Origin of the sequence: Streptomyces lacrimifluminis (assembly GCF_014646095.1) — a bacterium.
GTDB classification, from domain to species: domain Bacteria; phylum Actinomycetota; class Actinomycetes; order Streptomycetales; family Streptomycetaceae; genus Streptomyces; species Streptomyces lacrimifluminis.
Window position 1 is genome coordinate 51,265 of sequence record NZ_BMMU01000032.1, and the last position, 12,225, is coordinate 63,489.

General features: G+C 70.5%; 14 protein-coding genes. 11 read left to right on the forward strand and 3 right to left on the reverse strand.

Annotated elements, in window-relative coordinates; translation table 11 throughout:
* Positions 1-17 precede the first annotated feature (17 nt).
* The gene (locus IEY89_RS33390) at positions 18-986 is read right to left on the reverse strand and encodes an STM4015 family protein (protein ID WP_189151276.1); all 969 of its coding nucleotides are present in this window, start codon (positions 984-986) and stop codon (positions 18-20) included.
* Between the two features lie 270 nt (positions 987-1,256).
* On the opposite strand from IEY89_RS33390, the gene IEY89_RS33395 reads away from it, so the two are divergent.
* Genes IEY89_RS33395 through IEY89_RS33405 form a run of 3 tightly spaced genes read left to right on the forward strand, consistent with a single transcriptional unit; the run spans position 1,257 to position 2,886 of the window.
* Complete coding sequence (locus tag IEY89_RS33395; RefSeq protein WP_189151277.1) at positions 1,257-1,583, forward strand: DUF8820 family protein; 327 nt, start codon at positions 1,257-1,259, stop codon at positions 1,581-1,583.
* 45 nt (positions 1,584-1,628) lie between these two features.
* Complete coding sequence (locus tag IEY89_RS33400) at positions 1,629-2,693, forward strand: DUF6745 domain-containing protein (RefSeq protein WP_373287325.1); 1,065 nt, start codon at positions 1,629-1,631, stop codon at positions 2,691-2,693.
* Between the two features lie 10 nt (positions 2,694-2,703).
* Positions 2,704-2,886: a hypothetical protein gene (locus IEY89_RS33405; RefSeq protein WP_189151279.1), complete on the forward strand. Its 183-nt coding sequence runs from the start codon at positions 2,704-2,706 to the stop codon at positions 2,884-2,886.
* A 38-nt stretch (positions 2,887-2,924) separates the two neighbouring features.
* On the opposite strand, the gene IEY89_RS33410 is transcribed toward IEY89_RS33405, so the two are convergent.
* Complete coding sequence (locus IEY89_RS33410) at positions 2,925-3,710, reverse strand: PaaX family transcriptional regulator (protein ID WP_189151305.1); 786 nt, start codon at positions 3,708-3,710, stop codon at positions 2,925-2,927.
* 393 nt (positions 3,711-4,103) lie between these two features.
* Between IEY89_RS33410 and IEY89_RS33415 the strand changes: the two genes are divergently transcribed.
* Genes IEY89_RS33415 through IEY89_RS33430 form a run of 4 tightly spaced genes read left to right on the forward strand, consistent with a single transcriptional unit; the run spans position 4,104 to position 7,564 of the window.
* Positions 4,104-5,081 carry an ABC transporter substrate-binding protein gene (locus IEY89_RS33415; protein ID WP_189151280.1) on the forward strand — a complete coding sequence of 326 codons (978 nt, stop codon included), beginning with the start codon at positions 4,104-4,106 and terminating at the stop codon, positions 5,079-5,081.
* Positions 5,078-5,938, forward strand: coding sequence for an ABC transporter permease (locus tag IEY89_RS33420; protein ID WP_229695549.1), 861 nt, complete (start codon positions 5,078-5,080; stop codon positions 5,936-5,938). The genes IEY89_RS33415 and IEY89_RS33420 overlap by 4 nt, the downstream gene beginning before the upstream one ends.
* Positions 5,935-6,717 (forward strand): ABC transporter permease, encoded by a 783-nt coding sequence (locus tag IEY89_RS33425; protein WP_189151281.1) that lies wholly within the window; start codon positions 5,935-5,937, stop codon positions 6,715-6,717. Before IEY89_RS33420 ends, IEY89_RS33425 begins: the two co-directional genes overlap by 4 nt.
* 13 nt (positions 6,718-6,730) lie before the next feature.
* Complete coding sequence (locus tag IEY89_RS33430) at positions 6,731-7,564, forward strand: ABC transporter ATP-binding protein (RefSeq protein WP_189151282.1); 834 nt, start codon at positions 6,731-6,733, stop codon at positions 7,562-7,564.
* A gap of 161 nt (positions 7,565-7,725) precedes the next feature.
* Here IEY89_RS33430 and IEY89_RS33435 read toward each other — a convergent pair whose 3' ends face one another.
* Entirely contained in the window at positions 7,726-8,607 is an 882-nt protein-coding gene (locus tag IEY89_RS33435) for a LysR substrate-binding domain-containing protein (protein ID WP_189151283.1), read from the reverse strand.
* 71 nt (positions 8,608-8,678) lie between these two features.
* On the opposite strand from IEY89_RS33435, the gene IEY89_RS33440 reads away from it, so the two are divergent.
* From IEY89_RS33440 to IEY89_RS33455, 4 genes are all read left to right on the forward strand, one after another.
* The gene (locus IEY89_RS33440) at positions 8,679-9,884 is read left to right on the forward strand and encodes a thiolase family protein (protein WP_189151284.1); all 1,206 of its coding nucleotides are present in this window, start codon (positions 8,679-8,681) and stop codon (positions 9,882-9,884) included.
* Positions 9,881-10,576, forward strand: a complete 696-nt coding sequence (locus IEY89_RS33445) for a 3-oxoacid CoA-transferase subunit A (RefSeq protein ID WP_189151285.1) — start codon at positions 9,881-9,883, stop codon at positions 10,574-10,576. Before IEY89_RS33440 ends, IEY89_RS33445 begins: the two co-directional genes overlap by 4 nt.
* Positions 10,573-11,262 carry a 3-oxoacid CoA-transferase subunit B gene (locus IEY89_RS33450; protein WP_189151286.1) on the forward strand — a complete coding sequence of 230 codons (690 nt, stop codon included), beginning with the start codon at positions 10,573-10,575 and terminating at the stop codon, positions 11,260-11,262. Before IEY89_RS33445 ends, IEY89_RS33450 begins: the two co-directional genes overlap by 4 nt.
* Before the next feature lie 299 nt (positions 11,263-11,561).
* Complete coding sequence (locus IEY89_RS33455) at positions 11,562-12,203, forward strand: DNA alkylation repair protein (RefSeq protein ID WP_189151307.1); 642 nt, start codon at positions 11,562-11,564, stop codon at positions 12,201-12,203.
* Positions 12,204-12,225: the final 22 nt, after the last annotated feature.

Here is a 12,225-nt window from a genome sequence, read left to right on the forward strand (position 1 = left end):
CCCCGACGGCCGGTGTGCTACTCGCCCACCGAGACGAAACGCCAGACCTCGCCGTCCCCGTCCTCGTCGGAGTCGGCGTCTTCGGGATCGGCGTCGACCTCCACACCGGCGGGCTCCAGCGTCTCCAGCAGCCGGGTACGCAGCGCTTCACTGAGGTAGTTGTGGTGCAGGTCGAGCTTCTTCAGATGCGTCAGCGGCTGACCGGTCAGCAGCGCCGTCGCACCCTCGTCGGTGAGCACGCCCATCGAGACGTCCAGCACCTCCAGCCGTGCCACCACCGGCGCGGACGCGAGTGCCGTACAGATGGCGTCCTGGATCTCGCTGTTGCACAGGGCGAGCCGCGTGAGGTTCGGCAGCCTGGTGCCCGCGAAGAAGGGCTCCAGGTCGGCCACGTCGGCATCACCGCCGTACTCGGACGTGCCCAGCCACAGGTCGAGTTCGACGAGGGCGGGCAGATCGCTGCCCGCGATGCCGCGCACCACCTCGACGGGCATGCCACCGGTCTCCACGGTCAGACTGCGCAGCCGCTCGTGACGGACCGCGGGGAAGACCAGTTCGTTGCCCCCGCGGACTCCGAACTCCTCCAGGTCGGGAAAGGCATCCAGGAGGGGAGTGACGTCACCCTGGGTGATCCAGGAGATCTCGCTCTCCTCCATCACGATGTCGCCCAGGAACAGGCCGCGCAGGGCGGGCAGTTGGCCACGAGCCGCCACCAGAGCCCCGATCACGGCGTCGGGGCCGCTGTCGTACACGTTGCTCCAGGCGCCGACGATCAGGGCGCGGACCTGCCGGGTGTCGACCGCCTCCAGGAAGCGGGCGAAGGCCTGCTCCCACTCCTCCTTAGCGTCGTAGGAGTCGACGGCGATGCGCCATGCGACGGAATCGGGCGACGGAAGGGCGGACACGTCCGCCGGTGTGTCACCGGCGTCGGGAAAGGTGAAGGCCGGCAGGCCGTGGAATTCCCCGAGGTGGCTACCGATGGTCATGCGTGCCTGCTCCCTGATGCTGAGACCGGTGGATCGGCTGTCGTGGTGCTGGTCCTGGCGCGTGCCGATCGCATCCAGGTAAAGGAGTTCTACCAAGCCCCACTGACAACGCCGCGAACAGGGGCCCCCGCACGGCCCGGCGGCCCTTCGGCGAGCCGCGGCCGACCGGACGCCACGCCCGGCCCGGTTCGGCTGTGAGGCCCGATTGTCAGTGCCCGCCTCTACGGTCGTTCCCATGGCACACGTCGTGCCGCATCGGGAGGGAGACCCATGTACCGGCAAGGTGACGTTCTGATCGTGGCGCTGGCCGAGGGCGCGGTGCCGGAGTACGCGGTCGACGCGACGTCCGAACCGCGTGACGGCCGCGGCAGACTCGTCCTGGCCCTCGGTGAAGTCACCGGGCACGCCCATGCGGTGGCCGGTCCGGGACGCCTGATCCGGGAGGCCGGTGTGTTCGGGCCGATGCTGCTGCACGTGCCCGAGGGTGCGCGGGTCGTGCACGAGGAGCACGCGGCGATCTCGCTCCCGAAGGGCTGGTACCGGGTGATCCGGCAGCGGGAGTACATCCCGGGTTCGGTGCGCGTCGTCGCCGACTGACAGCACCGGGCAGGCGGGGGAAGCGAAGAACCGGGCGGCACGGGGATGCGGTCCGGCACAGCAACTGGGAGAGGAACGGCGTTGAAGGATCAGGGCAGTTGGCGGGCGGCGGCAGCGGCGACGGGACCGGGTGACCGGGCGGTGGCCGAGGAGGGCGTCCGACTCGCCTACCGGCGTGCGGGACTGCCGGAACCCGACCGGATCCTGTGGGCGCGCTCGCCCCGCGAGGCGGTACGCATGCTCATGACGGCCACGCACCCGGACGGTTCGGCGCTCGGCCCTCTCGGCGCCGGTGTCCGCGACGCGGTGCTGGGCGCGCCCTGGGCCGCCGAACGGGCCAGGCTGCACGCGGAGTTGGGGCCGGAGCGGTGGAGCGGGCACTGGCGGACCACGGGAGCGAGCCTGTGGGAGGCGACCCGCACCCTGGTCGACCGGGTGCGGGCGGGAACAGTCGAGGAACTCGCCGCCGACCGGCAGGAGGAGGCGCAGGTCCGCCTGCTGCTTCTGGACGCCGCACTGGGACAGCACGACGCGGCCTGGCTGTGCGCGTTCGAGTCCGGCGACGACAGCCCCTTGGCGGGCCTTGCCAAGGTGGCGGGCGAGGCGGGCTGGTGGTGGCCCTACGAGAGGACGGCGATCGTCAGCGAACGCCCTCTGACCCTGCACCGCGACGAAGCGGGCCGCCTGGACCGTGGCGACGGCCCGGCGCTCGGTTACGCGGACGGATTCGAGCTGTACGCCTGGCGCGGCATGCCCGTGCCACGGGACTTCCTGGACGAGCTGACCGCGCTGACCCCGGAGCGGATCCGCGGCGAGGAGAACGCCGAACTCCGCCGGGTGATGCTGGAGTACTACGGCTACGACCGCTACCTGGACGAGTCCGGCGCGAAACCCGTCCACCGCGACGAGACGGGGGTGCTGTGGCGCGTCGAACTGGTCGGTGACGAGGACGTGGTCATGGTCGAGGTCGTCAACTCCACGCCGGAACCGGACGGTACGAGCCGCACCTACTGGCTGAGGGTGCCGCCGACGACCCGTACGGCCCGTGAGGGAGTGGCCTGGACGTTCGGAATAGGCGCGGAACTGTACGAGCCGTTGCGGCAGACGTGACCGGAAGCTCGTGCCTGCCGAGGCGCCGACCGGCTGGTCCTCGGTGCCGCCCGCGCCGGGTATGGTCCCCGCCTTGTCGGTGATGCGGGCGGGCAGGCCACCCTCGCAGGCGGTGCACTTCTCCATCGAAGGCAGCTCCTACGGCTTCCCCTGGACGCGGATCGACCCTGACGGCCGGACCGTCGGCGCCTGATCCCGCCCCGGGGCGGTTCCCGTACGTCGGAGCCGGCGTCAGGACACCTGTACCGGTGTGGTCTCCAGGAGTTCGGCGGCCATCCGGCGGGCGGGAGCCTCGGTCTGCCGCGCGATGCGGTGGAAGGTCTCCTGGGCCGAGCGGGCCGGCCAGTCCGGGGGCAGATGGCCGGCGGGGAGCCGTGGGTCCGTGCGGATGGTGTCCAGCCATTCGCTGATCACGCGCAGCCGGACACCGAGCGGGTCGTCGGAACCGGTGCCGGGCCAGGTGGACCAGCGTCTGTCGAAGTCGGCGTAGCGGGCGCCGATGCTGCCCAGGTCCCAGGTGTCACGGATCATCAGGCCGATGTCGGTGGCGTCGTCGGCCGAGGCATGGAAGATCTTGACGTGGGCCGCGAGGCCGAGCTCGGAGACGAGCGTGGAGACGTCGACGTCCCCGGGGGCGATCCACAGGCCGCTGTACAGGGCGCCGAAGCCCGACCAGGTGAGCCGGGAGCGCAGATCGTGCCGCTGGCGCTGCCAGGACTCGGGCAGTGAGAAGCCGAGCAGTGTCCAGGTGCCGTCCCACTCCTCGTTGACGGCGCCGGTCTGCCAGAGGCGTCGCCGGCCGTCCCAGAGGATCTGTTCCGTCTGGGCGGTCAGGCCGAAGTACATCCTGCGTCCCTGGCGCCGGCGCTGCAGCAGACCCCGGTTGACCATGCGGGTGAGGGTGGACCTGACGGCGTGTTCCCCGACTCCGGCACGGGCGAGCACATCGATGATGCTGCCCGAGTACACATGACCGAGCCCCTCCTCCAGGACGTAGCTGCCGAAGAGGGCGAACATGAGTGACTGGGGGCGCGGCTGCGGTCCGGCGGGGGTCTCCTCCGCGGCCTGGGTGTTCTCGTCGTGCACGTCGGAAAGGGTACGGCCGCCCCGCAGGTCCCCGACGTCAGGGGGCTCGGGCGAGGTCACCGGGACGTCGGCCCGACGGGGCCACGGATTCTCATGCGGGGCTGCACGGACGGAACTCCCTTTTTCGATGTGCCTCGTTGGCGGTGGCCGCGCTCGTCGAAGTTGTCGGGGCCTCTCTTGTCCTGAGTGCTGACAGCGCGAACATAGGTGTGTACATTGCGGCCGTCAAGAAAGTGCACAACATTCGGGTCGCAGGTCCGCGCGACTCGTTCCGTCATCTCGGGGCGTTCACCCATCCAGCGTTGCTTCCGTCAGGAGAGGCCCATGCAGAGGCGCATTTTCGGGCTTGCCGCAGTAGTGATCACGGTCGTCGGCGCGGCCGGATGCGGGTCGTCGGACCCGGCAGACAGTGGTTCGTCGTCCTCGGGCGGCGACAAGACCACGCAGGTCAAGGTCGGCATCATCCCCATCATCGATCTGGCGCCGCTCTATCTGGGCCAGAAGAAGGGGTTCTTCAGCAGCCGGGGCATCGAACTGGAGATGGTGAGTGCCCAGGGCGGCGCGGCGATCATCCCCGGTGTGGTGAGCGACCAGTTCCAGTTCGGGTTCAGCAACACCACGTCGCTGATGATCGCCCAGGTCAAGGGCGTACCGATCAAGTCCGTGGTCAACGGTGCGGCCTCCAACGGCAAGGTCGGCGGAGACGTCACCGGTGTGGCCGTCAAGAAGGACAGCTCGATCAAGTCGGCCAAGGACCTCGCCGGGCACACGGTCGCCGTCAACACCCTGCAGAACATCGGATCCACCACGGTGCGCGAGTCGGTCCGCAAGGCCGGCGGCGACCCGGAGAAGGTCACGTTCGTCGAGATGCCGTTCGATCAGATGCCGGCCGCGCTGGACGGCGGGCGGGTGGACGCCGCCTGGATGGGCGATCCCGCGATGACGATCGCCAAGGCACAGGGCGCCCGCGTCGTGGCCTCTCCGTTCGCCGAGACGGACCCGCAACTCACCGTGGCGACGTACTTCACCTCCACCCAGCTCGTGAAGCAGAAGCCGGACCTGGTCAAGAAGTTCGCCGCGGCCATGAGCGAGTCGCTCCAGTACGCCTCCGACCACCCGGACGAGGCACGCCAGATCCTCACCACCTACACGAAGATCGGCGGCGATGTCCTGAACAAGCTCACGCTGCCCAGCTGGCCGGCGGAGGTCGACATGGCCTCGCTGGAGAAGCTCGCCTCCCTCGGTGAGGAGGACGGCCTCTTCGACGGCAAGAAGCCCGACCTGAACGCCCTGTTCTCATGACCCGCGCCGCCGTCACCACGGACGCGGCGGGCTCCGCCGGGACCGGCACCGGTCCCGGCGGAGCCCCCGCCCGGCGGCTCCCGGAACGGGCCGTCGCCCCGCTGCGCGGCCTGGCCGGAATCGCCGGACTCGTCGTGGTGCTCGAAGTGCTGCCGCACACCGGTCTGGTGTCGGCCGACTATCTGCCCCCGGCCTCGGAGACCGTCGGCGCACTGTGGCACCTGCTCGCCGAGCAGACGTTCTGGACCGCGCTCGGCGACACCCTCACCGGCTGGGGCCTGGGCCTGGCCATCTCCGTCGTGGCGGGCGTGGCGGCCGGACTGGTCATCGGCTCGATACCCGTCCTGCGCGCGGTCACCGCCTCCACCATCGAGTTCCTGCGCCCCATCCCGTCCGTCGCCCTGATCCCCGTCGCCGTCCTGCTCTACGGCACCGACCTCAGGTCCAAGCTGCTGCTCGTGGTGTACGCCTCCTTCTGGCAGGTGATCGTCCAGGTCCTGGCCGGCATCCAGGACGTCGACCCGGTCGCGGACGACACCGCCCGCAGCTATCGGCTCGGCACCTGGGGACGGCTGCGCCACGTCATGTGGCCCACCGCGCTGCCGTACGTGATGACGGGCGTACGGCTGGCCGCCACCGTCGCCCTCATCCTCGCCGTGACCGCCGAACTCGTCATCGGCGCACCCGGACTCGGCCAGGAGATCGCCGTCGCCCAGACGTCCGGAGCCGTACCGCAGGTCTACGCCCTGGTCCTGGTCACGGGGCTGCTCGGCGTCGCCGTCAACCTGGTGGCGCGAGCGGTCGAGCGGCGGGCACTGCACTGGCACCAGTCCGTACGCACAGAGGTGGCCGTATGACCGTCCTCACCGTCCTGCGACGCGCCCTGCTTCTCCTGGGCCTGCCCGTGGTCCTCTTCGCCGTGTGGTGGTTCGCCACCGCGGACAGCACCGACTTCTACGTGCCCCCGCTGTCCGCCATCCTCGGAGCCTTCGGGAAGGTCTGGACGGGGGAACGTCTGCTGTCCGACGTCGTCCCGAGTCTCCTGCGCCTCACGGCCGGCTATCTCCTCGCCGTGGTGGTCGGCGTGGGGCTCGGCCTGCTGGTCGGGATGCGCCGCGTCGTACGGGACGTCCTGGAACCGGTCCTGGAACTCTTCCGGGCCATCCCGCCGCCCGTCCTCGTACCGGTGATCATGCTGTTCGCGGGCATCGGCGACACCATGAAGGTCATCGTCATCGTCAGTGGCTGTGTGTGGCCGATCCTGCTCAACACCGTGGAAGGCGTCCGCGCCGTGGACGAGGTGCTCAGCGACACCTGTCGGTCCTACGGCATCACCGGCGCCGCCCGGCTGCGGCATCTGGTGCTGCGCGCGGCGAGCCCGCAGATCGTCACGGGCATGCGCCAGGCCCTGTCGATCGGCATCATCCTCATGGTCATCAGCGAGATGTTCGCCGCCAGCAACGGCCTGGGCTTCACGATCGTGCAGTTCCAGCGCTCGTTCGCCATCCCTGAGATGTGGAGCGGCGTCCTGCTCCTCGGCATCCTCGGCTTCCTCCTCTCCCTGCTCTTCCGGTTCGCCGAGAACCGGGTCCTGGCCTGGTACCACGGCCTGCGCCGTGCCCAGCGCAACCCCTGAAACGGAGCCGTCGATGCTCGACGTACGCAACCTGCAGAAGATCTACACCGGACGGAACCGCAACGTCGAAGCCCTGCGGAACCTGACGTTCCATATCGGTGCCGGTGAACTCGTCTGCCTGGTCGGGCCGTCGGGATGCGGCAAGACCACCCTGCTGAAATGCATGGCGGGACTCCTCGCCCCCACCGACGGCGAAGTACTCCTGGACGGACGCGCGGTCGACGGCCCCCCGCCCGGGATGGCGGTCGTCTTCCAGGAGTACGGCCGCTCCCTGTTCGCCTGGATGAACGTCCGCGACAACGTCGCCCTGCCCCTGCGCCGCAAGAAGCTCGGCAAGGAGCGGACACGGGAACTGGTGGACCACGCACTCGAAGTCGTGGGACTGGCCGACGCCCACCAGGCCTACCCCTGGCAGCTGTCGGGCGGTATGCAGCAGCGCGTCGCCATCGCCCGCGCCGTCGCCTTCGAACCGAAGGTCCTGCTCATGGACGAGCCCTTCGCGGCCGTCGACGCCCAGACACGTGCCGAACTCGAGGACCTCATCCGGCAGTTGTGGCGGGACCTCGGCGTCACCGTCCTGTTCGTCACCCACGACATCGACGAAGCCGTCTACCTCGGCCAGCGCACCGTCATCCTGTCCAAGTCGCCGACGATCGTGCAGGAGGACCTCACCATCGACCTCCCCGACGAGCGCGACCAGTTGCACACCCGCTCCAGCCCCCGCTTCGCCGAACTGCGCGCCCACGTCTACGAACAGATCCAGCGGGCAAAACACCGGAGCGGCGACACGGACCCCGAGGCTGTGGACCGGATGCCGGAGCCCGCTCTGCAGAAGACCGAACACTGAACCGCCTCTTGTCGTCCGCACGGAGCGGGCGGTGACGCCCGTACAGGTCGGCGTGCCTTCGAGTGCTGTCCTTCAAGTCGCTCGGGCACGCGTTCGCGCAGGCCCCCGGGCCGGGTTGTCGCACGGAGCGGGGACGGCTTCGTCCGGCTTCGGGGGATGCCTCAGAACATCGCCTGGATGATCCCCACGGTGCGCGCCAGGTGCGGCTCGGAGCGGTCGGCGCGGTGGGCGACGGCCAGCTCGATGCGGGCCTTGGCCCCGGTCAGCGGCAGGTAGGTGACGCCGTCGAGGGCCAGCGCGGTCACGGGCTCGGGGACGACCGCGACGCCGAGGCCGCCCGCCACGAGCGTGACCAGCGTCGAGGTCTCGCCGACCTCGTGGCGGATGTGCGGCTCCACTCCGGCGTCGCGCAGGAGGCCCAGCACGACGTCGTACATCACCGACCGGCGGTCGGCGGAGTGCACGATCAGGTCGGCACCGGCGAGGTCCGTGACGCGCAGTCGTGACCGCCGGGCGAGGGGGTGGTCGACCGGTACGGCGACCACGAGCCGGTCCCGGCGCAGCGTGTGCACGGTGAGGGACAGGTCGGCCGCCGGAGGGCGCAGCAGCGCGACGTCGATCGCGCCCGTGCGCAGCGCCTCGACCTGACCGGGCGCGAGCATCTCGCCGCGGAAGGAGAACTCCACGCCCGGAAGCTCCTCCGCGAGCCGCCGGGAGAGCGCGGGCAGGAGGCTGTACGTCGCCGAGCCCACGCACCCGATCGCGAGGTGGCCCACCGAACCGGCGGCGACGAGCCGGGCGTGATGGGCGGCCTCCTCGACGCCGGCGAGGATCGCGCGCGCCCGTTCGAGGTAGGCCCGGCCGGCCTCGGTGAGGTCGACGCGGCGTGTGGTGCGGTGGAGCAGCTCGACGCCGAGCTCGCCCTCCAGCTGGCGGATCTGCTGGGAGAGCGGCGGCTGGGCCATGTGGAGCCGCTCTGCGGCGCGACCGAAGTGACGCTCCTCGGCCACCGCCACGAAGTACCGAAGATGACGCAGATCCATATGCCAACGATATCAATGAGCTTGGATATGTGTACTTCAGAATATCGCGCGCCACGGCTACCGTCGGTGTCATGAGTGCTTATCTGTACGCCGCGACGCGGACGCCGTTCGGCCGCTTCAACGGAGCGTTGGCCGGTGTCCGCCCCGACGACCTGGCCGCCGCCGCGATCACCTCGACGCTCGCCGATGTGCCGGGTCTCGACCCCGCCGCGATCGACGACGTGGTGTGGGGCAACGCCAACGGCGCAGGCGAGGAGAACCGCAACGTCGGCCGCATGGCCGCGCTGCTCGCCGGGCTTCCGGTGAGCGTGCCCGGCACCACGGTCAACCGGCTGTGCGGTTCGAGCCTCGACGCGGCGATGACGGCCAGCCGGACGATCGAGTGCGGCGACGCCGAGGTGGTGCTGACCGGCGGCGTGGAGTCGATGACACGTGCGCCGTGGGTACTGCCCAAGTCGGCGAAACCGTTTCCGGTCGGCGACGTCACCGCGGTCTCGACCACGCTCGGCTGGCGGCTGGTCAACCCGCGGATGCCGAAGGAGTGGACGGTCAGCCTCGGCGAGGCCAACGAGCGGCTCCGGGAGCGTTTCGGCATCTCCCGCGAGCGGCAGGACGAGTTCGCCGCCCGCTCGCACCAACTCGCGGACCTGGCGTGGGAGTCGGGCTTCTACGACGGCCTGGTGGTGCCGGTCGAAGGTGTCGACCTGACCCGCGACGAGGGCATCAGGGCCGGGTCCACGCCAGAGGTGCTGGCCGGGCTCAAGCCGGTCTTCCGTACACCGGAGCAGGGCGGCACCATCACCGCGGGCAACGCCAGTCCGCTCAACGACGGTGCCTCCGCGGTGCTGCTGGGCAGCGAGAAGGCCGCGGCCACGATCGGGGCCGACCCGATCGCCCGTATCGCCGGCCGCGGAGTGATGGCGCTGGAGCCGCAGGCCTTCGGCTACGCCCCGGTCGAGGCCGCGAACCGCGCGCTCGCGCGGGCCGGGATCGGCTGGGACCAGGTGGGCGCGGTCGAACTCAACGAGGCCTTCGCCGTACAGTCGCTCGCCTGCCTCGACGCGTGGAAGATCGACCCCGCCATCGTCAACCAGAAGGGCGGCGCCATCGCGATCGGTCACCCGCTGGGCGCCTCGGGCGGTCGGGTCCTCGCCACGCTGGCCAAGGTGCTGCGCGTCACGAAGCAGCGCTACGGCGTCGCCGCGATCTGCATCGGGGTCGGCCAGGGGCTGGCCGTCGTACTCGAGAACTGCGGCGTCACGGAGGCGGGCAAGTGAGCCGGGCGGAGATAGCCGAGAGCGCCGACGCGGCGGTCGCCGGGATCGAGGACGGGGCGACCGTCCTCGTCGGGGGCTTCGGCCTGGCCGGGATGCCGTTCGATCTGATCGACGCGCTCATCCGGCAGGGGGCGAAGGACCTCACGATCGTGTCCAACAACGCCGGCAACGGCGAGGTCGGACTGGCCGCGCTGCTGGCCGCCGGCCGGGTGCGCAAGGTGCTCTGTTCCTTTCCGCGCCAGGCCGACTCCTGGGTCTTCGACGGCCTCTACCGCGAGGGGAAGATCGAGCTGGAGGTGGTGCCGCAGGGCAACCTCGCCGAGCGGATGCGCGCGGCCGGTGCCGGCATCGGCGCGTTCTACTGCCCGACCGCCGTCGGCACACCGCTGGCCGAGGGCAAGGAGGAGCGGGAGATCGACGGCCGGAAGTACCTGCTGGAGTACCCCATCAAGGGCGACTACGCGCTGATCGGCGCGCATGTCGCGGACACGCTGGGCAACCTCGTCTACCGGAAGACGGCCCGCAACTTCGGACCGGTTATGGCCACGGCCGCGACGACGACCATCGTCCAGGTCGACGAGGTCGTCGAGCCCGGGACGCTCGACCCCGAGGCCGTCGTCACCCCGTCCATCTACGTCGACCGGATCGTCCAGGTGGCGGCCCGTCGCTACACCGTCCAGGGGGCACGATGACCACCACGCCGACCGCCCGGATGTACGCCGAGGCGCCGAGGAGCGCCGACCACCAGCTCTCGATGGGGGAGCTGGCCGCCGTCATCGCACGCGACATCCCGGCCGGGGCCTTCGTCAACCTCGGTATCGGACAGCCCACCAAGATCGCCGATCATCTGCCGGCCGGCTCCGGGGTGGTGCTGCACACCGAGAACGGCATGCTCAACATGGGTCCGAAAGCCGAGGGCGACGCGGTCGACCCCGACCTGACCAACGCCGGCAAGGTCCCGGTGACCGAGCTGCCGGGCGCGGCGTACTTCCACCACGCCGACTCCTTCGCGATGATGCGCGGCGGCCACCTCGACGTGTGCGTCCTCGGGGCCTACCAGGTCGCCTTCGACGGCGACCTGGCCAACTGGACCACCGGCAAGCCCGATGACATCCCCGCAGTCGGCGGCGCCATGGACCTCGCCATCGGCGCCAAGGACGTCTACGTGATGATGACGCTCTTCACCCGCTCCGGCGAGCCGAAGCTGGTGCCGCGGTGCACCTACCCGCTCACCGGCGTCGGCTGCGTCAGCCGCGTCTACACGGACCACGGCGTCTTCGACGTCGGCCCCGACGGCGTACGCGTCCGGGAAACGTACGGCGTCGGAGCTCACGAGCTGGCGGAGCGACTCGGCCTCGCGCTGTCGCCGTCCGCGTAGCGGCAGGCGCGTCGGCCGGCCGAACCGGGTGGCGCGCCTGAAGGTAGCCGCGTGCTTGTTCGACGGCTCGGAGTGCGGCTTCCATCCGGACTGGGCCCGCCCCCGGCACGGCCGGCGCGACTGGTGCCGGGGCCGGCCGATCCAGGACGGGGGGGCGGAAGCGGGACCGGGACGGTCCTGGCCGGGTGACCCGCAACGTCAGCGCAGGTGCCTCGGCTCTCGCTGTCGCCGCCCGTAGGCTGGGTCGCGCACAGGACGGACGGGAGGCCGGAGTGACCGAGGCGGCGTTGACCGAGGTGATGGCCGAGCTGGCCGCACTCGAGGACCCGAAGGCACGCGCGGTGAACGAGAGACACGGTGACGATCACGGTGTGAACCTCGGCAGGCTGCGCGCGCTCGCGAAGCGGCTGAAGACACAGCAGGAGCTGGCGTGCCGGCTCTGGGCGACGGACGACACCGCGGCGAGACTGCTGGCGCTGCTGATCTGCCGCCCGAAGGCGTTCGAGCATGACGAGTTGGACGGCATGGTGCGCGAGGCGCGCTCACCCAAGGTGCACGACTGGCTCGTGAACTACGTCGTGAAGAAGAACCCGCACGCCGAAGAGCTGCGCCTCGCCTGGTCCGCCGATCCGGACCCCGTGGCCGCGAGTGCCGGCTGGGCGCTGACCACCGAACGCGTGGCGAAGAAGCCCGAGGGCCTCGACCTGCCGGGACTGCTGGACGTCATCGAGGCGGAGATGAAGGGCGCCCCGGATCGCCTGCAGTGGGCGATGAACCACTGCCTGGCTCAGATCGGGATCGAGCACGCCGAGCACCGCGCCCGCGCGATCGCCATCGGCCAACACCTGGAGGTGCTCAAGGACTATCCGACGTCCCCGGGCTGCACCTCTCCGTTCGCGCCCGTCTGGATCACCGAGATGGTGCGCCGGCGCGAGAAGTAGCAGGCCCGAGCGCTGGTGCGGG

Bases quoted from the DNA above. Each gene is read 5' to 3' on its own strand.
- IEY89_RS33390 (WP_189151276.1), bottom strand. From the start codon at position 986: ATGACCATCGGTAGCCACCTCGGGGAATTCCACGGCCTGCCGGCCTTC.
- IEY89_RS33395 (WP_189151277.1), top strand. From the start codon at position 1,257: ATGTACCGGCAAGGTGACGTTCTGATCGTGGCGCTGGCCGAGGGCGCG.
- IEY89_RS33400 (WP_373287325.1), top strand. From the start codon at position 1,629: ATGCGGTCCGGCACAGCAACTGGGAGAGGAACGGCGTTGAAGGATCAG.
- IEY89_RS33410 (WP_189151305.1), bottom strand. From the start codon at position 3,710: ATGTTCGCCCTCTTCGGCAGCTACGTCCTGGAGGAGGGGCTCGGTCAT.
- IEY89_RS33415 (WP_189151280.1), top strand. From the start codon at position 4,104: ATGCAGAGGCGCATTTTCGGGCTTGCCGCAGTAGTGATCACGGTCGTC.
- IEY89_RS33420 (WP_229695549.1), top strand. From the start codon at position 5,078: ATGACCCGCGCCGCCGTCACCACGGACGCGGCGGGCTCCGCCGGGACC.
- IEY89_RS33425 (WP_189151281.1), top strand. From the start codon at position 5,935: ATGACCGTCCTCACCGTCCTGCGACGCGCCCTGCTTCTCCTGGGCCTG.
- IEY89_RS33430 (WP_189151282.1), top strand. From the start codon at position 6,731: ATGCTCGACGTACGCAACCTGCAGAAGATCTACACCGGACGGAACCGC.
- IEY89_RS33435 (WP_189151283.1), bottom strand. From the start codon at position 8,607: ATGGATCTGCGTCATCTTCGGTACTTCGTGGCGGTGGCCGAGGAGCGT.
- IEY89_RS33440 (WP_189151284.1), top strand. From the start codon at position 8,679: ATGAGTGCTTATCTGTACGCCGCGACGCGGACGCCGTTCGGCCGCTTC.
- IEY89_RS33450 (WP_189151286.1), top strand. From the start codon at position 10,573: ATGACCACCACGCCGACCGCCCGGATGTACGCCGAGGCGCCGAGGAGC.
- IEY89_RS33455 (WP_189151307.1), top strand. From the start codon at position 11,562: ATGGCCGAGCTGGCCGCACTCGAGGACCCGAAGGCACGCGCGGTGAAC.